At 75.8% G+C, this 20537-nt stretch carries 21 protein-coding genes; 10 read left to right on the top strand and 11 right to left on the bottom strand.

Annotation, left to right across the window (positions count from 1 at the left end):
• Window positions 1-33 precede the first annotated feature (33 nt).
• Both nhaA and LY71_RS02685 read left to right on the top strand, forming a co-directional pair.
• The gene (gene nhaA / locus LY71_RS02680) at window positions 34-1383 is read left to right on the top strand and encodes a Na+/H+ antiporter NhaA (RefSeq protein WP_106275376.1); all 1350 of its coding nucleotides are present in this window, start codon (window positions 34-36) and stop codon (window positions 1381-1383) included.
• A gap of 349 nt (window positions 1384-1732) precedes the next feature.
• Complete coding sequence (locus LY71_RS02685) at window positions 1733-2428, top strand: hypothetical protein (RefSeq protein WP_106275377.1); 696 nt, start codon at window positions 1733-1735, stop codon at window positions 2426-2428.
• On the opposite strand, the gene LY71_RS02690 is transcribed toward LY71_RS02685, so the two are convergent.
• From LY71_RS02690 to LY71_RS23290, 3 genes are read right to left on the bottom strand one after another with little or no spacing between them, the layout of a single operon-like run.
• Window positions 2425-4125 carry a DUF885 domain-containing protein gene (locus LY71_RS02690; protein ID WP_106275378.1) on the bottom strand — a complete coding sequence of 567 codons (1701 nt, stop codon included), beginning with the start codon at window positions 4123-4125 and terminating at the stop codon, window positions 2425-2427. The two genes, LY71_RS02685 and LY71_RS02690, sit on opposite strands and share 4 nt — an antisense overlap.
• Window positions 4122-4658, bottom strand: a complete 537-nt coding sequence (locus tag LY71_RS02695) for a heme-binding beta-barrel domain-containing protein (protein ID WP_211297098.1) — start codon at window positions 4656-4658, stop codon at window positions 4122-4124. Before LY71_RS02695 ends, LY71_RS02690 begins: the two co-directional genes overlap by 4 nt.
• A gap of 55 nt (window positions 4659-4713) precedes the next feature.
• The gene (locus LY71_RS23290) at window positions 4714-4869 is read right to left on the bottom strand and encodes a hypothetical protein (protein WP_170121177.1); all 156 of its coding nucleotides are present in this window, start codon (window positions 4867-4869) and stop codon (window positions 4714-4716) included.
• Window positions 4870-5059: 190 nt separating this feature from the next.
• On the opposite strand from LY71_RS23290, the gene LY71_RS02700 reads away from it, so the two are divergent.
• The gene (locus tag LY71_RS02700) at window positions 5060-6292 is read left to right on the top strand and encodes a PP2C family protein-serine/threonine phosphatase (RefSeq protein ID WP_245887611.1); all 1233 of its coding nucleotides are present in this window, start codon (window positions 5060-5062) and stop codon (window positions 6290-6292) included.
• Window positions 6293-6311: 19 nt separating this feature from the next.
• Here LY71_RS02700 and LY71_RS02705 read toward each other — a convergent pair whose 3' ends face one another.
• The 7 genes from LY71_RS02705 to LY71_RS02735 all read right to left on the bottom strand — a co-directional run bounded on the left by LY71_RS02705 (window position 6312) and on the right by LY71_RS02735 (window position 10872).
• A complete protein-coding gene (locus LY71_RS02705; protein WP_170121178.1) occupies window positions 6312-6923 on the bottom strand; it encodes an NADPH-dependent F420 reductase in 612 nt (203 codons plus the stop codon).
• Between the two features lie 194 nt (window positions 6924-7117).
• On the bottom strand, window positions 7118-7414 hold the full coding sequence (locus tag LY71_RS02710; protein ID WP_106275381.1) for a DUF1416 domain-containing protein: 297 nt from the start codon (window positions 7412-7414) through the stop codon (window positions 7118-7120).
• A 6-nt stretch (window positions 7415-7420) separates the two neighbouring features.
• Window positions 7421-8248, bottom strand: coding sequence for a sulfurtransferase (locus LY71_RS02715; RefSeq protein WP_106275382.1), 828 nt, complete (start codon window positions 8246-8248; stop codon window positions 7421-7423).
• 36 nt (window positions 8249-8284) lie between these two features.
• Window positions 8285-8719, bottom strand: a complete 435-nt coding sequence (locus LY71_RS02720; RefSeq protein ID WP_106275383.1) for a DUF4395 domain-containing protein — start codon at window positions 8717-8719, stop codon at window positions 8285-8287.
• Window positions 8720-8865: 146 nt separating this feature from the next.
• Complete coding sequence (locus LY71_RS02725; RefSeq protein ID WP_106275384.1) at window positions 8866-9306, bottom strand: thioredoxin family protein; 441 nt, start codon at window positions 9304-9306, stop codon at window positions 8866-8868.
• 49 nt (window positions 9307-9355) lie between these two features.
• Window positions 9356-10048, bottom strand: a complete 693-nt coding sequence (locus LY71_RS02730; RefSeq protein ID WP_106275385.1) for an LmeA family phospholipid-binding protein — start codon at window positions 10046-10048, stop codon at window positions 9356-9358.
• Window positions 10049-10050: 2 nt separating this feature from the next.
• A complete protein-coding gene (locus tag LY71_RS02735; protein WP_106275386.1) occupies window positions 10051-10872 on the bottom strand; it encodes a hypothetical protein in 822 nt (273 codons plus the stop codon).
• 211 nt (window positions 10873-11083) lie between these two features.
• Here LY71_RS02735 and LY71_RS02740 point away from each other — a divergent pair, with 211 nt between their 5' ends.
• The 6 genes from LY71_RS02740 to pstB all read left to right on the top strand — a co-directional run bounded on the left by LY71_RS02740 (window position 11084) and on the right by pstB (window position 17074).
• Complete coding sequence (locus tag LY71_RS02740) at window positions 11084-11830, top strand: winged helix-turn-helix transcriptional regulator (protein ID WP_106275387.1); 747 nt, start codon at window positions 11084-11086, stop codon at window positions 11828-11830.
• The gene (gene mshD, locus LY71_RS02745) at window positions 11827-12771 is read left to right on the top strand and encodes a mycothiol synthase (protein WP_106275497.1); all 945 of its coding nucleotides are present in this window, start codon (window positions 11827-11829) and stop codon (window positions 12769-12771) included. Before LY71_RS02740 ends, mshD begins: the two co-directional genes overlap by 4 nt.
• Window positions 12772-13008: 237 nt before the next feature.
• Window positions 13009-14130 carry a phosphate ABC transporter substrate-binding protein PstS gene (gene pstS, locus LY71_RS02750; protein WP_106275388.1) on the top strand — a complete coding sequence of 374 codons (1122 nt, stop codon included), beginning with the start codon at window positions 13009-13011 and terminating at the stop codon, window positions 14128-14130.
• A 106-nt stretch (window positions 14131-14236) separates the two neighbouring features.
• Window positions 14237-15190, top strand: coding sequence for a phosphate ABC transporter permease subunit PstC (gene pstC / locus LY71_RS02755; protein ID WP_106275389.1), 954 nt, complete (start codon window positions 14237-14239; stop codon window positions 15188-15190).
• Window positions 15190-16269: a phosphate ABC transporter permease PstA gene (gene pstA, locus LY71_RS02760; protein WP_106275390.1), complete on the top strand. Its 1080-nt coding sequence runs from the start codon at window positions 15190-15192 to the stop codon at window positions 16267-16269. The genes pstC and pstA overlap by 1 nt, the downstream gene beginning before the upstream one ends.
• A gap of 25 nt (window positions 16270-16294) precedes the next feature.
• Window positions 16295-17074, top strand: a complete 780-nt coding sequence (gene pstB, locus LY71_RS02765; RefSeq protein WP_106275391.1) for a phosphate ABC transporter ATP-binding protein PstB — start codon at window positions 16295-16297, stop codon at window positions 17072-17074.
• Between the two features lie 122 nt (window positions 17075-17196).
• On the opposite strand, the gene LY71_RS02770 is transcribed toward pstB, so the two are convergent.
• Window positions 17197-19266 carry an LCP family protein gene (locus LY71_RS02770; RefSeq protein ID WP_106275392.1) on the bottom strand — a complete coding sequence of 690 codons (2070 nt, stop codon included), beginning with the start codon at window positions 19264-19266 and terminating at the stop codon, window positions 17197-17199.
• Between the two features lie 194 nt (window positions 19267-19460).
• Between LY71_RS02770 and LY71_RS02775 the strand changes: the two genes are divergently transcribed.
• The gene (locus LY71_RS02775; protein ID WP_106275393.1) at window positions 19461-20531 is read left to right on the top strand and encodes a coiled-coil domain-containing protein; all 1071 of its coding nucleotides are present in this window, start codon (window positions 19461-19463) and stop codon (window positions 20529-20531) included.
• Window positions 20532-20537: the final 6 nt, after the last annotated feature.

The following is a 20537-nucleotide window of genomic DNA, read 5'->3' on the forward strand; positions in this document are numbered from 1 at the left end:
TGCCGCACCCGACCCCTCCCCTGGAGCCGCCCCGTGACCACCCCCCATGGATCCACCCGGGTCTTCGCCCGCGGCTCCTGGGCCGAGGCCAGCCGGATCGCCGACGTGCTGCGCAAGGAGACCGTCGGCGGCGTCCTCCTGCTCGTCGGCACCGTCGTCGCCCTCGTCTGGGCCAACTCGCCGTGGGCGGGGTCCTACGAGGCGCTGCGCGACACCCGCGTCGGCCCGGCGTCGCTGCACCTGGACCTGACGCTGGGCACCTGGGCCGCCGACGGCCTGCTGGCGGTCTTCTTCTTCGTCGCGGGGCTGGAGCTCAAGCGGGAGTTCGTCGCCGGGGACCTGCGCGACCCCCGGCGGGCGGCCCTGCCGGTCGCCGCGGCCGTCGGCGGCATGGTGGTGCCGGCGGTGCTCTACACGCTGCTGAACCTCGGGGGCGACGGCGCGCTGCGCGGCTGGGCCATCCCCACCGCCACCGACATCGCCTTCGCGCTCGCCGTGCTGGCGGTCATCAGCACCCACCTGCCGAGCGCGCTGCGCACGTTCCTGCTGACCCTCGCCGTGGTCGACGACCTGCTGGCCATCACGATCATCGCGGTCTTCTACACGACGTCGCTGGCCGCGGGGTGGCTGGCGCTGGCCCTCGCGCCGCTGGCGGTCTTCGGGTTCCTCGTGCAGAAGCGCATCCGCTCGTGGTGGCTGCTGCTGCCGCTGGCGGCGCTGACCTGGGTGTGCGTGCACGAGTCGGGCGTGCACGCCACGGTGGCCGGGGTGCTGCTGGCCTTCACCGTGCCGGTCGTCCGCAGCGAGGCCGCCGGTGGCCCGGGGGCGGGCCCGGGCATGGCCGAGCACTTCGAGCACCGGTTCCGGCCCCTGTCCGCCGGCGTGGCGGTGCCGCTGTTCGCCTTCTTCGCCGCGGGGGTCACCGTCGGCGGGCTGTCGGGGCTGGTGGAGTCCCTCGGCGACCGCGTGGCGCTGGGCATCGTCGTCGGCCTGGTCGGGGGCAAGGTCCTCGGGATCGTCGGTGCGAGCTGGCTGGTCACCCGGTTCACCCGCGCCGAGTTCGCCGACGAGCTGGGCTGGCCCGACCTGGTGGGGGTCGCGCTGCTCGGCGGCATCGGGTTCACCGTCTCGCTGCTGATCGGCGAGCTGGCCTTCGGGGCCGGCAGCGAGCGCGACGACCACGTGAAGGTCGGCGTGCTGGTCGGGACGCTGCTCTCGGCGCTGCTGGCCACCGTCGCGCTGCGGCTGCGCAACCGCCGCTACCGGCGGATCGAGGAGCTCGAGACCGCCGATGCCGACTCCGACGGCATCCCCGACGTCTACCAGCGCAGCCCCGACACGCCCGGGGACGCCGGGGCACGCCGCGGTTCCGCCGACGGCTGAACAACGACGTTGCCGAACCTCCGGACGGCGACGTACCGTCGAGGTACACGAGAGGGGAGGTGGTCCGAACAATTGAATTCTTATCGGACTCGTGAGGTGGCTGTCCGCTAGCCGCCGTCCAGATGGGCCGCCCGTTCGGAGTGGAATCCGAACGCCGGCATCCTGATCGCCCGTCCGTCGCACGGCGGCGAGCGAGAACCGGACAGTCACCCGACCCCCGGGCCGCCGACCTCGTCCAGTCGGCCCGCGTGCAGCCTCCGCCCAGCGGTGGCGCCGCGGAACAGCCCGGGGGTCGTCCGTCCCTGGGTACGGATCGACCCAGCCGAGCACGCCGGAGGACCGCGCGGCCGTGGAGACCGTCGGGCGCACCGCGCAGGCCGGCCGCTGGGTCGCCGAGGCGGTCCGCGCCGCTCCCCCCGACACCGTCGCCGCCCTGGTGCCGGCCCGCTTCCCCGCCTACGCGCGGGTCTTCCACCCCGCCGTCCGCTACGACGGCGACGACGACGTCTTCGTCCGGTGGGACGAGGTGGCCGCGGCCAACGGCACCTCCCCGCACCGGCTCATGCAGTGGCCGGGCGTCACCGGGTCCTGGGACCACGTCAGCGAGGCCGACCAGCCGGGACTGTGGAACGACGCACCGGCCGAGGGGCACCTCGTCGAGCACGTGGCCCGCGAGCTCGCCGCCGTCCTCGCCGACCAGACCACCACCCCGGGCGAGTGCTGGTTCGGCTGGGACGACGACGGCGCCGCCGACCTGCCCCGGCTGCGCCTGCCCCGCGTCGACCTGCTGCTGGTCCGCGGCCCGGTGGAGCGCGCCGCGGTCAACTTCGCCGCCGAGCCGCGCGAGCAGAGCGCGGCCCTGTGGTGGCCGGCCGACCGGGCCTGGTGCGTGGCCACCGACCCCGCCCTGATGAGCACCTACGTCGGCGGCAGCGTCGACGCCGTCGACGAGCTGCTGGCCACCCGGCTGGAGGTCGCGCCCGCACTGCCCGGCGACGCCGTCACGCCCGACAGCGACCCGGTCAACCCCGTCGAGCCCCGCTAGAGCTGCGCCAGCTCGGCCTCGAGGTCGTCGAGGCCCAGCGACCCCTGCGACAGCGCGGCCATGTGCCAGGCCCGGAGGTCGAAGTCCGCCCCGCGCGCCCGCTGCGCCGCCGCCCGCCCGGCCAGCCACGCGCGCTCGCCGAGCTTGTAGCTGATCGCCTGGCCGGGCAGGCCCAGGTAGCGGACCAGCTCGCTGTCGAGGAAGGCCGGCTCGCTGCCCAGGTGCTCACCGGCGAAGGCGCGCGCCAGCTCCGGCGTCCAGGGCCGGCCCCGGTGCGCGGCCAGCACGCCCTCGGCGTCGTCGGGGACCGGCAGCCGCAGGTGCATGCCGATGTCGATGACGACGCGGGTCGCGCGCAGCTGCTGGGCGTCGAGGTAGCCCATCCGCGCGCCGGGCTCGGTGAGGTAGCCGAGCTCGTCCATGAGCCGCTCGGCGTAGAGCGCCCAGCCCTCGACGTTCGCGCTCACCGAGCCCAGTGACGTCTGGTAGGTGGACAGGTCGCCGGCGACGTGCACCCACTGCGCCAGCTGCAGGTGGTGGCCCGGGACGCCCTCGTGGTACCAGATCGAGACCAGGTCCCACAGCGGGAAGCGGGTGCGCCCGAGCGTCGGCAGCCAGGTGCGGCCGGGGCGGGAGAAGTCGTGCGACGGGCGCGTGTAGTACGGCGCGGCCGCGCTCCCGGGCGGGGCGATCACCGCCTCCACCCGGCGCACCGGCTCGGCGAGGTCGAAGTGCGTGCCGTCGAGGGCCTCGATCGCCTCGTCCATCATCGCCTGCAGCCGGCGGCGCACCTCCTCGACGCCCTCGACCGCCGGACCGTGCTCGCCCAGCCAGGCCATGGCCTCCTTCGGCGTCGACCCCGGCCGCAGCGCCCGCGCCTCGGCCTGCTGCTCGGCCAGGATCCGCCGGTGCTCCGCCCAGCCCCAGGCGTAGGCCTCCTCCAGGCCCTGCCCGGCACCGAGGTCCGAGCCGTTCCAGCGACGGGCGGCGACCGCGTACCGATCGCGGCCGACGGCGTCCGGGGTGCCCTCGGCCTGCGGGCCGTAGGTGTCGCGCAGGAAGTCGCGGACCTCGGCCACGGCGTCGTCGGCCGCCCGCGCGGCGGCGTCGAGCTCACCGCGCAGCGCGTCGGGGCCGGAGGCGGCCAGGCCGGCGAAGAACGGCCCGGACAGCCACTCGCCGAGCTGGCCGACGACGGTGGAGACCTGCCGGGGCGCGACGAACAGGCCGCGCCGGGCGCCCTCGGTCAGCGTCTGCACGTAGCCCCGGTAGGCCTCGGGCACGCGGGCCAGGCGGCGGGCGACGACCGCCCAGTCGTCCTCGGTCGCCGTCGGCATGAGCAGGAAGACCTGCCGGATCGAGTGCACCGGGCTGAACAGGTTCGACAGCGTCCGGAATCCCTCACCGGCCTCGTCCGCGGCCAGCTCGGCGCCCAGCCGCTCGCGCAGCAGCCGGGCGCAGCGGCGCTCGACGGGGTCGTCGGCCAGGGCGGGGTCGGCGGCGAGGACGGCGTCGAGCTCGGCGAGCGTGCGCCGGGTCAGCTCGACCTCGGCCTCCAGGCCCGCGGGGCTCGGGTCGGGCAGCCGGTCGTCGCCCGGGCGGGTGCCCAGGGAGGTGGCGACGATCGGGTCGAGGTCGCAGACGGCGTCGACGTAGCGGTCGGCCACCTGCCGGGGCGTGCGCACCGGGCCGGTCACCGGAGGCGCTCCAGCCGGGCCGACATGGTGGGCCGCAGCGGGGTGTCGGCGCCGGCGCGGTCGATCGCGTACATCAGCGCCCCCTCGACGATGCCGTAGAGCCGCACGGCGCGGGTGGTGTCGGGGGCGTCGGGGGTGCGGGCCACGACGTCGCTGGTGAGCTCCCAGCTGGTGGTGGTGCGCGCGGTCCCGACGTAGAGCTCGACGACACCCGTGGGGCTGGTGACCAGCAGCTCGACGTCGTCCTGGCCGCGCGGGCGCCAGAACCCCGACTCCCGGACGCCGGGCCCCTCGACCCGGCCGTCGTCGCCGATCAGCCAGCTGCGCGCCTCGTAGGCGAGGAAGTCGCGGCCGTCGTGGGCGAAGCGCACCCACTGGCCGAACCGGCGGTCCCCTGCCGCGCCGCCGGCGAGGACGCCCTCCCCGTGCCACTCCCCCAGCAGGGGCAGCACGGCGAGCAGCGCCGGGGACACCTCCGGCCCCGAGCGGACGTCGACGGTGTCGACGACGGGCAGTTCGGTCGGGCCGGTCACCGGCCGGCGTCCCGGGCAGACATGCCGGTCACGGTAGTCGGCGCGCCGCGGCGCCTCAGCGGCCGCGGGACGGGCGGCCCGGCGGGGACGGCGGCACGCGGGGGCCCTCCCGCCGCGCACCCCGCTCGGGGCGGGCCAGACGCCGTGCCGCGAGCAGGCAGGCGAGGGCGCCCAGCGCGGCGAGCGCGACGAGGACCCACGCGGCGACCACGCCGCCACGGTAGGCGGGCGGCCCCGCTCCCGGCGGCTGCCCCGCCGCTGCGCGCCCGGTCCGGACCCGCCCCGTGTGGGACGCACCGGGTGTGGGGCACCCTGGGGAGCCGGCACGCCCGCGACACACCGAGGAGGACGGCGTCATCGACGGCCGACGGACCGCTCCCGACGGCACCTCCCTGCGCGCGGTGGAGGCCGAGCTGACCCGGACGGCAGCCCGCTACGAGCGGCTGCTGACCACCGTCGCCGACGGCATCTACGGCCTCGACCGGGACGGGCGGGTGGAGTTCGCCAACCCCGCCGCCGAGCGGATCACCGGCCGCAGCGCCGCCGAGCAGCTGGGCCACGACCAGCACCGGCTCCTGCACGCGCACCGCCCCGACGGCTCCCCCTACCCGCGGGAGGAGTGCCCGGTGTGGCGCGCGCTGGTCACCGGCCGGACCGTCTCCGCCGACGACGAGGTGTTCTGGCACGCCGACGGCACGCCGGTGCCGGTCGAGCTCACCGCCGTCCCGGTGGTGGAGGACGGCGAGGTGACCGGCGTCGTCGTCTCCGTCCGCAACCTCACCGACCGGCTCGCCGCCCGCCGCCAGGCCGCGGAGCTGCAGCGGCTGGCCGCGGAGAACGCCGCCGAGCGGGCGCTGTCGGACCGGCTGCAGCGGGCGCTGCTCACCCCGCCCCCGGAGCCCGACCACCTGCACGTCGTCGTCCGCTACCGCCCGGCCGCGCACGGCGCCCGGGTCGGCGGCGACTGGTACGACGCGTTCCTCCAGCCCGACGGCGCCACGGTGCTGGTCATCGGCGACGTCGTCGGCCACGACAGCGCCGCCGCCGCGGCGATGGGCCAGCTGCGCGGCCTGGTGCGGGCCCTGGCCTGGGACAACGACGAGACGCCGGCGGAGACGCTCGTGCGGGTGGAGCGCGCCGCGCTCGGGCTGGCGGTGAGCACGCCGGCCACCGCCGTCCTCGCCCGCATCGAGCGGCTGCCCGACGTCCCGGTGGCCGGGGTGCGCCGGCTGCGGTGGAGCAACGCCGGCCACCTGCCGCCGCTGGTGCTCGCCCCCGACGGGTCGACGACGCTGCTGGAGACCCGTCCGGACCTGATGCTGGGCGTGGACCCCGACGCCCCGCGCCGCGACCACACCGCCGACCTGCCCGACCGCTCCACCCTGCTGCTGGTCACCGACGGCCTGGTCGAGCTGCCCGGGATGCACCTCGACGAGGGCCTCGCCGCGCTGCGGGAGGCGCTGCGCGACCTGGGCGAGGAGCCGCTGGACAGCCTCTGCGACACGCTGCTGGCGCGGCTGGTGCCCGGGCCGGGACGGGACGACGTGGCGCTGGTCGCCGTCCGCACCCACCCCGAGGACCGCCCGCGCCCGCCCGAGGCCGGCCCCAACCGGCTGCCGCCGGGCATGGACTGACCCGCCGCCCGGGCTCCGCTCAGACGCCCGGCCGCAGCAGCCGGAAGGCGTGCTCCCAGGTGCCGGTGCGCGCGCCGTGCGCGACCCAGGCCAGGCACATCGGCTCCAGCCAGCGGCTCGCCTCGATGCCGCCGAGGTCGACGACGTCCCAGCCGGTGTCCCGGAGCAGCGCGGTGACCGTGTCCTTGGCCGCCTGGTCGTCCCCGCCGATGAACATCGACGGCGGCCCACCGGGCAGCTGCGGGTCGACCATCAGCGCGTTGCCGACGGTGTTGTACGCCTTGACCACCCGGGCACCGGGAGCGGCCCGCTGCACCCGCTCGCCGAGGGAGTCGGTGTGGCCGACGAACAGCTGCGGGGTCCCGGTGGAGACGTCCAGCGGGTTGGTGGTGTCGACGAGCACCCGGCCGTCGAGCTCGTCGGCGAGGGAGCCCGCCAGCGCTTCCGCGGCCGAGCCCAGGACCGCCAGGACGACCAGCTCGGCGGCCGCGGCCACCTCCGCGGGCGGCCCGGTGGGCAGCCCGTCGACGTCGTCGCGCCGGGTGCCGATGCGCACCTCGTGCCCGTGCCGGGCGTAGCCGCGCGCGAGCGCCCGCCCGACCTGGCCGCTGCCCAGGATGCCGATCCGCACGGCGCACAGTGCACTCCGCGGACACCGCGGCGACAAGGCCCCCGGACGCACCGGTGCCCGCCCCGGCGACTGCCGGGACGGGCACGGGTGCGGACAGGCGCGCTCCGTCGTCCTCCCTCACCGCAGCGCGTCCTACCGGACCGCCCACGGTGAGGGAGGACGCGCGACGATCAGGTCACCTGATCGTCGCGCGGTCACTGGTCGAGGACGACCGTCGTCTCGTTCAGGCCGACCTCGGCGGAGACGGCGCGCTCGCCGCGGCCGGACGGCGCCAGCGAGCGCAGCTTCCACTCACCGGGGGCGGCGAAGAAGCGGAACTCGCCCTCCGGGCTGGTGACCACCTCGGCGGTGAACTCGTCGGTGGCGTCCAGCAGCCGGACGTAGGCACCGGCCACCGGGGCGCCGTCGCGCCAGACCTGACCCTGGATCACCGTCTGGGTGCTCAGGTCGATGCCGGCCAGGGCACCGCCCTGCTTCGGGGCTCCGCACATGTCAGCTCACTTCTCGATCGGGACGCCGACGAGCGAGCCGTACTCGACCCAGCTGCCGTCGTAGTTCTTGACGTCGGTCTTGCCGAGCAGCTCGCGCAGCACGAACCAGGTGTGGCTCGAGCGCTCGCCGATCCGGCAGTAGGCGATGGTGGCCTTGCCGTCGTCGAAGCCCTGCTCGGCGTAGAGCTTCTCGAGCTGCTCGTCGCTCTTGAAGGTGCCGTCCTCGTTGGCCGCCTTGCTCCACGGGATGTTCTTGGCGGTGGGGACGTGCCCGCCCTTCTGCGCCATCTCCTGGGGCAGGTGGGCGGGGGCGAGGATCTTGCCGGAGAACTCGTCGGGCGACCGGACGTCGATGATGTTCTTCGACCCGATCGAGGCGACGACCTCGTCGCGGAACGCGCGGATCGACAGGTCGGGGTCCTGGGCCACGTACTGGGTGGCGGGGCGCTCCACCGGGTCCTTGGACAGCGGGCGGCCGTCGAGCTCCCACTTCTTGCGGCCGCCGTCGATGAGCTTGACGTCCTGGTGGCCGTAGAGCTTGAAGTACCAGTAGGCGTAGGCCGCGAACCAGTTGTTGTTGCCGCCGTAGAGGATCACGGTGTCGTCGTTGCCGATGCCCCGCTCCGAGAGCAGCTTCTCGAAGCCGGACTTGTCGACGAAGTCGCGGCGCAGCGGGTCCTGCAGGTCCTTCTTCCAGTCCAGCTTGACGGCACCCTCGAGGTGACCGCCGTCGTAGGCGCTGGTGTCCTCGTCGACCTCGACGAAGACCAGACCGGGCTGGCCGAGGTGCTCCTGGGCCCAGTCGGCGGTGACGAGCACGTCGTTGCGGCTCATGGGGGGTGTTCCTCCCTGTGGTGGGTGTGCGGACGTTCAGGCGGTGCGGGCGCGGGCCCGCCGGACGGTCAGGTACAGCTCGCAGCCCAGGCAGAAGCCGGTGGCGGCGTTGAGCAGGGCCGCCACGAGAGCCGACCCCGTGGCCAGGGCACCGAGCAGCGGCGCGCCGAGCAGGTAGCCCGCCGCGCCCACGGCGGCGAAGACGAGGCCGACCAGCTGGGCGAAGCGCACCGGCGCCTCGGGCTCGCGTTCCCGCGCCGGCCCCAGCCGCGGGGCGACGAGGGTGCGGTACAGCACCGCGTACGGGGCGTGCCGCAGGCCGGCGGCGGCACCGACGGCGAAGACCGCCGCCTGCGCGGCGGCCAGCCAGCCGCTCGCGGTCAGCAGCACGGCGGCGAGGACGGCGCTGGTGACCCACGCGGCGAACCGGGGGCCGCGCACGTCGACCGTGCGGGCAGGACTGGAGGTCATGGAAGGGCTCTCCGGACGGCGGTCAGGGCACGTCTGGGCGGAGCGGGGCCGCCCTCAGGCGGCGCGACACAGGGCGCTGCCGACGCGGCACAGGTCGACTGTGCGGCGCGAGGTCAGCAGGGTGCCCACGCGGCGAGGGTAACCGATCACGATGGGGCCCCCGTGTGGGCGTCGACGACGGCGGTGAGCTCCTCGGGCCGGGGCGCGCCGCTGCTGCGGCCGAGCAGCCGGCCCTGGCGGTCCAGGTAGAACAGCGTCGGCGTGCGCCGGACGCCGAGCTCGCGGACGGCGTCGAGGTGGCTCTCCGCGTCGACGTGCACGTAGGCCAGGCCCGGCCGGGTCCCCTGCAGGTGCAGCAGCCGGGCCCGGGTGGTCCGGCACGGGCCGCAGAACGCGGTGGAGAACTGGACGACGGTGAGGTCGGCGTCCCCGGGCCGCACGCCGAGGCCCTCGAGCACGGCGGTCGGTCCGCCCACGGTCTCCTCCTCCACCGTCCGCACCCTGCCGTCGCGGGCGCGCAGCCACGCCGCCGCCGCGGCGGTCAGGACCAGCGCCACGGCGAGCACCAGCAGCCCGGTCCCGCTCATCCCCCGCCCCAACCGGGGCCGCCCGGGGGGCATTCCCCGGGTCACCCGGTCAGGCGGTGGCCGAGAAGACGACGTCGCTGCCCTCGACCGCGACCCGCACCCCGTCGTCCCCGGGCGTGACCCCGGTGAGCTGCAGGTCGTAGGGCAGCTCGACCGGGTAGCGCAGGTCGAGCAGCGCGACGGCCCGGTCGACGACGAAGCCGGGGACGCCGACACCGCCCGCGGCGGCGTCCTCCACCACGACGACGAGCTCGTCGCCCTCGAGGACGACGTCGCCGGTGGCGGTGAGCGGCACCGTGTAGCCGAGCACCTCGACCGTCCGGGTCACGCGCAGCCCGTCGCCGGCGCGCTCGAGGGTGGTGCCGGCGCCGAGCTCGCGCGAGAGCAGCGCGTAGGTGAGCGTCGCCGTCCCGTCCACCCGGTCCACCGGCACCCGCTCCACCGAGCCCGACAGCGCGTCGGACAGCGGCACGTGCACCCCGCGCAGCGTGACGTCGGCGCGGGTGCCCTCGGGCTGCCCCAGGTCGTCGGCGGTCAGCCCGATGCGCACCTCGTCGTAGCGCTCCTGCACCGCCTGGGTGAGGAACGGCCAGCCGGCGACGTCCACGTCGGGTGCGCCGGCCAGGCCGCCGGCCTCCTGCAGCGTCGCGGCAACCCGCTCCTCGGCGATCCCCTCGGCCACCGGGTCGGCGACCAGCGCGAGCAGGACCAGGACCACCAGGACGACCAGGAGTGCGCGCACGGTCAGACCACGGCGAGGGCGAGCAGCGCCGGGGCACAGACGGCGAGCGGCAGGACGGCGTCCCCCAGCACGCCGGCGGCCGGCCGGACCCCGTCGGCGGACGCGGCGTCGGCGAGGGCGAAGGAGGCGGCCAGCCCGGCGAGGGCGGCGACCAGCCCCAGGACCAGACCGGTGGTCACCCCGGTGACCACCTCGACCAGGTCGCCGGTGCCGCTGCTCCACAGCGCGACGGCGACGCCCGCCGCCACCGCCAGCAGCATCCCGGGCACGCCGCGGCCCACGCCCTCGGCGACCGCGGGCCGCGGCAGCACGGCGTCGACCAGGTGCCCGGCGGCCAGGGCCGCGCCGACGACGAGCAGCGGCGAGCCGGCCGGGTCGCCGTCGTCCCCCGCGACGTCGGGGAGCAGGAGCAGCGCGAGCGCGCACGCGGCGGCCACCAGCAGCGCGGTGGCGCCCAGCGAGCCGACGACGTCGCGGCGCGGCGGGCGGCGCAGCATCTGGTGCAGCACCGAGGCCAGCAGCGCCGGTCCGGCGACGGCGAGCACCGCGCCCGGGCCGGGGCGGTCGGCCGCGGTGACCAGCAGGTCGGCCACGACGCCGGCCGTCAGCGCGAGCACCGCGACCCCCACGGCGCCGGCCGGGGCGGTGGCCGCCACCCAGCCGACGGCCAGCGCGGCCTGCAGCACCACCACCGCGGCCGGCCGGCCCTGCTCACCCAGCACGGCGGGCGCTCCGACCAGCAGTGCGGTCGCGCCCGCCACGGCCACGGCGGCGGCCAGCTGCCGCGCGCGCGTGGACGGCCGGGACTCCAGCGCGGTGGTCACGCACCCCCCTCGCCGGGACCCGGCGGCGCCACGTCGGGCCGCGTCGCCTGCGATCGTGGCAGACACCCGCCGCCCCGGCGCCCGACGAACGGACCGGTCCGCGCTCCGGCGTGTCGCGGTGCGGTCACGGTCACCGGGAGTCGGACTCCGCGTCGGCTATCCTGCGATCTCGGTTCGACAGCGCCGTCGACAGCCTCCCCGAGGAGACGACATGCGACTCGTGCTCATGACCGCGGCGCGTCAGGCCACCACCGAGGTGCTGCCTGCCCTGGGCCTGCTCGGCCACCAGGTGCGCGTGGTGCCCCCGGAACTGTCCAGCCTGCTCGACGGCGACTCCGGCGACGTCGTGCTCGTCGACGCCCGCCACGACCTCATCCAGGCCCGCACGCTGTGCGGCCTGCTGTCCTCCACCGGGGTGGCCTCCGCGCTGGTCGCGGTGCTCTCCGAGGGCGGGCTGGTCGCGCTGTCGGCCGACTGGGGTGTCGACGACGTGCTGCTCGACACCGCCGGCCCCGCCGAGGTCGACGCCCGGCTGAAGTGGGCCACCGCGCGCCGGCTCGCCGCCACCACCCCGGCCGACGGCGCCGACGGCGGCGTCACCCAGGCCGGCGAGCTCGTCATCGACGAGCACAGCTACTCGGCCAAGCTGCGCGGGCGGCCGCTGGACCTCACCTACAAGGAGTTCGAGCTCCTCAAGTACCTCGCCCAGCACCCGGGCCGGGTCTTCTCCCGGGCCCAGCTGCTGCAGGAGATCTGGGGCTACGACTACTTCGGCGGCACCCGCACCGTCGACGTCCACGTCCGCCGGCTGCGCGCCAAGCTCGGCACCGAGCACGAGGCGCTGATCGGCACGGTGCGCAACGTGGGCTACAAGCTCGACCAGCAGGTCGCCGACGCCACCGCGGCCGCCGCGCGCGCCGAGGCGGAGGAGCGGGCCACGCCCGCGCCACTGCGCTGAGCACTCCCCCCGTCCGCGACGCCGGGCGACTCGACCCGGCCGCCACGGCGGCCGTCCTCGCGCTGCTGCGCGCGGCGGCGGCCGCCGACGGGGTGCGCCCGCTGTCGGAGGAGGCCGAGCTGCGGCTGCAGCACGGCGGTCCGCCCGGCGGCCGGGACGTCCTCGTGCTCGACGACGGCGGCGCCCCGGCCGGGTACGCCCGCCTGGAGCTCGGGCCGCCGGGCTCGGCGGACGACGCGGAGGCCGAGCTGGTCGTGGCGCCGGCCGCCCGCGGCCGCGGCGTCGGGGACACCCTGCTGACCCGCGTCGAGGAGCTGGCCGGCGACCGCCCGCTGCGGGTGTGGGCGCACGGCGACCTGCCTCCGGCCACCGCGCTGGCCACCGCCCACGGCTACACGCGGGCGCGGGTGCTGCTGCAGATGCGCCGCCCGCTCACCGACGACGACCTCGAGCCCCGTGCCGGGCTGCCCGCGGACGTGCGCGTGGCCGCCTACCGGCCCGGCCGCGACGGGCCGGCCTGGCTGCGGGTCAACGCCCGCGCCTTCGCCACCCACCCCGAGCAGGGTGCCTGGACGCCGGAGGACCTGCGGCTGCGCGAGGCCGAGCCCTGGTTCGACCCGGCCGGCTTCCTGCTGGCCTGGCGCGGCGACCCGGACGCCGGCGGCACGCTGCTCGGCTCGCACTGGACCAAGGTGCACCCGCCCGGCGACGCCGGCCCCGACCCCGTGGGCGAGGTGTACGTCCTCGGCATCGACCCCGACGCGCAGGGGCTGGGCCTGGGCCGCGCGCTGACCGACCTCGGCCTGGCGCACCTGCGCGCCCGCGGCCTGGAGCAGGTGCTGCTCTACGTCGAGGAGGACAACGTCGCGGCGGTGCGGCTCTACGAGGGCCGCGGCTTCACCCGGTACGCCGTCGACGTCTCCTGGCGGCGCGTGCCCTGAGGGGGCGCAAACGGCCCTTTGTGCCGCACCGCGCGTGTCGGCCGCCACCCGAATCGCAGCGGTTCACCTGCTGGACGTGACGCCGTTCTCACCCGGTCGGGAAAGGCTCGGTCGGCGTTCACCGGCCGTTCACCGATCCACCCGGGACCGGCCACCTGGGCTGCCTACCGTCCCTGACCGTTGGTCCCGCTCCGCCCGGCGACGAGGCCCGGGCCCCCTCTCCCGAAAGGCACTGAGTTGAAGCTCAGCACCAGGTCGCGTGCCGCCGTCCTCTCGACGGCACTGGCCAGCACCCTCGCCCTCGCCGCGTGCGGCGCCGCCAACGAGACCGAGGCCTCGTCGGGCGGCAGCGGCGGCGGCAGCGGCGAGAGCGCCGCCGAGCTCAGTGGTGACCTCGTCGGCGCCGGCGCGAGCAGCCAGCAGGCGGCCATGGAGGCCTGGCAGGCCGGGTTCGAGGGCGAGTACCCCGGCGTCCAGTTCAGCTACGACCCGGCCGGCTCCGGTGCCGGCCGCGAGCAGTTCATCGACGGTCGCGCCGACTTCGCCGGCTCCGACGCCGCGCTGGACGACGAGGAGCTGACCGCCGCCCGGGAGCGCTGCGGCGGCGGCGAGGTCTTCGAGCTGCCGAACTACATCTCGCCGATCGCGGTCATCTTCAACCTCGAGGGCGTCGACTCGCTCGACCTGTCGCCGGACCTCATCGCGCGCATCTTCACCGGCCAGATCACCACCTGGAACGACCCGGCCATCGCCGAGGCCAACCCGGACGCGCAGCTGCCCGACACGGCGATCACCCCGGTGCACCGCGGTGACGACTCCGGCACCACGGACAACTTCACCGACTACCTGTTCCAGACCGCGCCCGACGTGTGGACCTCCGAGCCCGACGGCGTCTGGCCGCTGCCCGGTGGCGAGGCCGCCAACGGCACGTCCGGCGTCGTGGGCGTCGTCGAGAGCACCGCCGGCGCCGTGACCTACGCCGACGCCAGCCGCGCCGGCGAGCTGGGTGTCGCGAGCGTCGCCGTCGGTGAGGAGTTCGTCGCCCCGTCGGCCGAGGCCGCCGCGACGATCGTGGAGAACTCCCCGCGCGTCGAGGGCCGCGGCGAGTACGACTTCGCCATCGAGCTCGACCGGCAGACCGAGGGCACCGGTGAGTACCCGATCGTCCTGGTCAGCTACCACGTCGGCTGCGTCCAGTACGACGACCAGGCGGCCGCCGACAACGTCAAGGCCTTCATGACCTACGTGATCAGCGAGGACGGCCAGTCGGCCGCGGCGGAGAACGCCGGCAGCGCGCCCATCTCCGACACCCTGCGCGAGCAGGCGCAGTCCGCGGTCGACGCCATCACCGCCGGCTGACCGGTACCACCCCGGTGGCCCGGTGCGTCGCGAGACGCCCCGGGCCACCGCCCCGCCCGGAGACGGGCTCCGACGCACCACCGCCGATCGACCACCCGGAGCAACGGTGACCGCCACGAAGACCCCGACCGAACGTCCGCCGGCGCAGCGCGTCGTCCGCCGGGCCGGTGATCGCCTCTTCGCCGGCAGCGCCAAGGGCTCGGGCATCTTCATCCTGGTCGTGCTCGCCGGCGTGGCCGCCTTCCTCATCGGCGAGGCGATCCCGGCGCTCACCGCGCCCGCGGAGGACGTGCCCGGCGGCGAGGGCCTGTCCGGCTACATCGCCCCCCTGGTCCTCGGGACCCTGCTCGGCGCCGTCCTGGCGCTGCTGGTGGCCACGCCGCTCGCGGTGGGGATCGCCCTGTTCGTCACTTACTACGCGCCCCGCCGCATCGCGGCCGGCCTGGGGTACGCCATCGACCTGCTGGCGGCCATCCCGAGCGTGGTCTACGGCTTCTGGGGGCTGGCGGTCCTCGCCCCGGCCCTCGTCCCGTTCCACGTGTGGGCCGCCGACCACCTCGGCTGGCTGCCGCTCTTCGCGGGCCCGGCCTCCACCAGCGGACGCACGATGCTCACCGTGGGTCTGGTGCTCGCGGTGATGATCCTGCCGATCATCTCGGCCATCGCCCGCGAGGTGTTCAGCCAGGCGCCGGCGCTGCACCGCGAGGCCGCCCTGGCCCTCGGCGCGACGCGCTGGGAGATGATCAAGATGGCCGTGCTGCCGTACGGGAAGTCCGGTGTCATCGCCGGCGCCATGCTCGGCCTGGGCCGCGCGCTCGGCGAGACGATGGCGGTGGCCATCGTGCTGTCCGGTGGAGCAGGGGCCACCCTGAACCTGATCAGCAGCTCGAACCCCTCGACGATCGCGTCGAACATCGCCCTGCGGTTCCCGGAGGCCACCGGCCTGGGCATCAACACCCTGATCGCCAGCGGGCTGGTGCTGTTCGTGATCACGCTCGCGGTCAACATGCTCGCCCGCTGGATTGTCAACCGGCGCGCCGACTTCTCCGGAGCCAACTGATGAGCACCTCGACCCAGTCCCCCACCCGGGTCGCCGAGGAGCCCGGGGGGGCGATCCGCAGGAACCGGCGGCTGCCCCGGTACGCCCCGCTCGGTCTCTACGTCGCGGGCATCGCGCTGGGCGCCGTGCTGTCGGCCCTCACGGGCTTCAGCATCGCCCTGACGGCCGTCTACGGCGCCGTCCTGGGCACGCTCGCCGTCTACACCGGGGCGCGCGCCGTCGAGGGCCGCCGCAAGGCCACCGACCGCCTGGTGACCGCGCTGGTCACGACGGCGTTCGCGATCGCGATGGTCCCGCTCGTGTCGCTGGTCTACACCGTCCTCGACAAGGGCCTGGCCCGGTTCGACGCCCAGTTCTTCACCAACTCGATGTTCCGGGTCGTGGGCGAGGGCGGCGGCGCCTACCACGCCGTCCTCGGCACGGTGGTCATCACCGCGGTCACCGCGGTCATCTCGGTGCCCATCGGCCTGCTGACGGCCATCTACCTGGTGGAGTACGGCACCGGCCGGCTGAAGAAGGCGATCACCTTCTTCGTCGACGTCATGACCGGCATCCCGTCGATCGTGGCGGGCCTCTTCGCCTTCGCGCTGTTCACGCTCCTCTTCGGCAACGACGTCCGGCTCGGCCTGATGGGCTCGGCGGCCCTCGCGGTGCTGATGATCCCGGTCGTCGTCCGCTCCTGCGAGGAGGTGCTCAAGCTCGTCCCCAACGAGCTGCGGGAGGCGAGCTACGCGCTCGGGGTGCCCAAGTGGCGGACGATCGTCAAGGTGGTGCTGCCCACCGCCGTCGCGGGCCTGGGCACCGGCATCACGCTGGCCGTCGCGCGCGTCATCGGCGAGACGGCGCCGCTGCTCATCACCGTCGGCCTGGTCACCGGCACGAACCTCAACCCGTTCGACGGGCGCATGGCGACGCTGCCGGTGTTCGCGTACTACCAGCTGACGCAGCCGGGCACCGACACCCAGGCCTTCCTCGACCGGGCCTGGACGGCGGCCCTGGTCCTCATCATCCTGGTGATGGTCCTCAACGTCGTGGCCCGCCTGATCAGCCGCTTCTTCGCCCCCAAGACCGGTCGCTGAGCGACCCGACCCGGAGGATCCCCCCGTGGCCAAGCGCATCGAGGTCTCCGACCTCAACATCTACTACGGCGACTTCCTCGCCGTGGAGGGTGTCAACGTCTCGATCGAGCCGCGCAGCATCACCGCGCTCATCGGGCCCTCGGGCTGCGGGAAGTCGACCTTCCTGCGGTCGCTCAACCGCATGCACGAGGTGATCCCGGGCGCCCGCGTCGAGGGCAAGGTCGTCATGGACGGCCAGGACCTCTACGGCGCCGACACCGACCCGGTCGACGTCCGCCGGCACATCGGCATGGTCTTCCAGCGGCCCAACCCGTTCCCGACGATGTCGATCTACGACAACGTCATCGCCGGGAACCGGCTCAACGGCAAGAAGATGAAGAAGGCCGAGAGCGACGACGTCGTCGAGCGCGCCCTCCGCGGCGCCAACCTCTGGAACGAGGTCAAGGACCGCCTCGACCGCCCCGGATCGGGCCTCTCCGGCGGGCAGCAGCAGCGGCTGTGCATCGCCCGGGCCATCGCCGTCGGGCCCGACGTGCTGCTCATGGACGAGCCGTGCTCGGCCCTCGACCCGATCTCCACGCTGGCGATCGAGGACCTGATGACCGAGCTCAAGGACCGCTTCACCATCGTGATCGTCACGCACAACATGCAGCAGGCGGCGCGGGTCAGCGAGTCCACCGGGTTCTTCAACCTCAACGGCGTCGGCCAGCCCGGCCGGCTCATCGAGTTCAACCCGACCGAGAAGATCTTCAGCAACCCCGACCAGAAGGCGACCGAGGACTACATCTCCGGCCGCTTCGGATAGGACGCCCCGGCGCGAGAGGCCCCTGCGGAGCGCTCCGCAGGGGCCTCTCGCGCTGTGTGTGCACGTGGCGCGGACGGCGGGACGCCCGGCGCGCGGCGTGTGCACCCGCTGCGGGTCGGTGGTCAGCCGCAGCTGACGGGCTCGGTGCTCGCCGCGGCGCTGGTCTCCGCGGCGGCCGGGGTGTCGACCGCCGCGGTCTCCGGCGCGGGCGGCACCGGAGCGGCGACCTGCACCGGGACGATCCCCGAGTAGCCCGGGCCCAGGACCAGCTGGACGGTGTCGCCGATCGCGTCGCTGGGCTGCAGGACCGCGGTGGGGACGGCGGCGGCGACGGTGCGGGCCTGCTCGAGGACCCCGGGTCCGTGCCGGACGACGGTCTGGCCCACCGTGCCGCGCTCGTTGCCGACCTCCCCGACGGTGAAGCCCTGCTGGCGCATCAGGTCGGCGACGGTGGCGGCCAGGCCCGGCGTGGCGGTGCCGTTGAGGACGTCGACGGTGACCCCCGCCGGGGCCACGGTGAGCGGCTGCGCCTCGGGCGTGGCCGCCGGCTGCTCGGCGCCTGCCGCAGTCGCCGGCGCGGCGGCCGGGTCGACGGGTGCCGTGGCGGCGGCGACCACCGGGGTGGCGTACTCGGCGGGCACCGAGCTGTCCTCGATGACGGAGTCGAACAGCGACCGGACGCCGGTGCCGTCGAGCAGCACGTGGGCCTGGTCGCTGCCGGCGGGCACGTAGCCCACCTGGGCCACCGGCAGGGAGGCCCGCTGGACGGCGTCGCCGTCGAGGTCACCCAGGGCGTCGGCGAGGGTGCGCAGGTCGCCGAGGGTGGTCTGCTCGTCGACGGTGATCGCGTCGGCGGCCCGGGTGAGGAAGCGGGTCAGCTCGACGGTGTTGCCCAGCGTGCCGACCGTCATGGCCGAGCGCAGCGTCGCCGACAGCAGCAGCTGGGTGCGCTCCGCCGCGGCGGCACCGGTGACGTCGGAGCCGGCGTCCCCGGGCGCGAGGTACCGGGAGACCTGCGCGCCGGTCAGCTCGGAGGTGCCGGCGGGCAGCGGCAGCGCGGCGGCGGCCGTCGGAGCGGCGCCGGGCAGGCAGACGCTCACCCCGCCGATGGCGTCGACCATCTCGGGCAGCCGGCCGAGGTCGACGGCCAGGTAGTGGTCGACGCGCAGCCCCGACAACTGCTGCACGGCGCGGACCGTGCACGCGGGGCCGCCGGCCAGCAGCGAGGCGGCGAAGGCCTCCGTGACCGGGTCGCGGACCGAGCCGTCGTCGCCGCGGCAACTCGGGGTGTCCACCAGCGCCGTCGGCGGCACGCTCACCACCACCGCCCGGGTCCCCTCGGCGGCGACGTGCACCAGCAATGTCGTCACCGACGCCGGTCCCTCGGCACCCGGCAGCCCGGTGCCGACGACGAGGTAGGTGGTCGAGCGCTCCTGCAGCTGCGGGACGAGGACCTCGGGCCCCTCGGGGGCGAGCGCGGCGACGCGGGAGATGCCGCGGTCGACGTAGACGTAGAGGCCGGCGTGGTAGGTGACGACGATGCCGACCAGCGCGGTGAGGGCCAGGGCGAGGCGCACCAGCCGGCGCCGGCCGGGGCTGCGCTCGGGCCGGGTCCGCGCCGCCGGGCGGCGGGTGCTGCCGGCCCCCGACATCGCCGGTGCGGTCAGGCCCGGGATCGGCGGGACGGGCGCGGAGCGGTGCACGCCTGTCGGACCGCCCCCGGGCAGCGGCGGCACGCCAGGGCGGGCGCCCGGGAGGCCGGGCAGCGGTGGCACCGGGGCGGAGTGGCGGACGCCCGTGACCGGGCCGCCGGGCAGCGGCGGGACCGGCCCGGAGTGCCGCACGCCGGCGGGGGGCAGCGGCGGGACCGGCTGGGACGGGTGCGCCTCCGCCGGCGCGCCGGGCACCGGCGGCAGGCCGCGGCGGGGGCCGCCGTCGGCGGGCGGGGCGGGCTCGGGCCGCCGGGTGCCCGACGCGGGACCACCGCCGGGCACGGGCGGGAGGGGGCCGCGGTGGGCGGGCAGGGACTCACCCGGTTCCAGCGGGATGGGGACCTCGCCGGTGCGGCGGGCGGCGCGGCGGCCGGTGGCGCCCCCCGAACGGGCCAGCAGCTGCTCGACGGTGACCGGCCCGGGGTCGCCGGTGCCGCCACGGCCGTCGCCGCGACCGTCCCGCCCGCGCTCGTCCCCCACCGGTTCGACATCCCATCGTCGTCGTCCGTGCCGTTGCGCCCCGCACGCGCGGCAGCACTCAACGATACGGCCCGCGGGCCGCCGGAGCGGGAACGTGCGGGTGGACCCGCCGGGGTCGCACCGGCCGAGCGCCCCCGCAGGGGCGTCCGGGCAGCGACCGGGCACGGGACGACGTCGGGACGTAGCGTCGCCGCGTGAGGCTGCCGTCCATCCCCGGTCCGTCCGACGTCCTCGGCGCCGTCGAGAGCCTGCGCGGCGGGCTCGGCGAGGCGCTCGCGCTGGTGCCGCGACTGGCGGAGGCGGTGGGGCGGCTGGAGGGGCTGCTCGACCGGGTGGACGGCGTCGTGGGGCGCGCGGAGGGGTTGCTCGACCGGGTCGACGGCGCGGTCACCGCTGTGGAGGGGACGCGACAGGGCGCCGATGCCCTCGTGGCCCGGGTCGGCGCGACCGTCGACGCGGCGGACCGGGCCATCGACGCGGTCGGCGGCACGCAGCGCCGGGCCGACGACGCGATCGGCGCCGTCGAGAGCACGCAGGGGCGGGCGGACCGCGCGATCGGCGCCGTGGAGCAGACGCAACAGCGGGCGGACACCGCCATCGGCGCGGTCGAGGAGACCCAGCGACGCGCCGACGACGCCATCAACGCCGTCGCCCAGACCCAGCAACGCGCCGACGACGCGATCGGCGCCGTCGCCCAGACCCAGCAACGCGCCGACGACGCCATCAACGCCGTCGCCCAGACGCAGCAACGCGCGGACGAGGCCATCGGCGCCGTCGCGCAGACCCAGCAGCGCGCGGACGAGGCCATCGGTGCCGTCGCGCGGACCCAACAGCGCGCCGACGAGGCCATCGGTGCCGTCGGACGGACCCAACAGCGCGCCGACGAGGCGGTCGGCGGCGCCGAGGGGCTGGTGACCCGGATGGACCCGCTGCTGCGCCGCTACGAGCAGCCCCTCACCCAGCTGGCCCCGTCGGTGCAGCGGCTGGCCGAGACGCTGGACCCGCACGAGGTCGAGGCGCTGGTCACCCTCGTCGACCGGCTCCCCACGCTGGTGACGCACCTCGACGAGGCCGTGCTACCGGTGCTCGAGTCCCTCGGCGACGTCGGCACCGACGTGCGCGACCTGGTCGACACCATGCAGGACATCCGCGAGGTGGTGAAGGGCTTCCCCGGCTCCAAGCTCTTCCGCCGGCGCGGGCGGGACGAGATCGCCGACGAGACCGCCGACGACGGCGAGGGGGACCAGGAGCGCACCGGCACCTGAGCCCCC

It is taken from the genome of Geodermatophilus tzadiensis (assembly GCF_003002915.1).
Classification (GTDB): Bacteria; Actinomycetota; Actinomycetes; order Mycobacteriales; family Geodermatophilaceae; genus Geodermatophilus; species Geodermatophilus tzadiensis.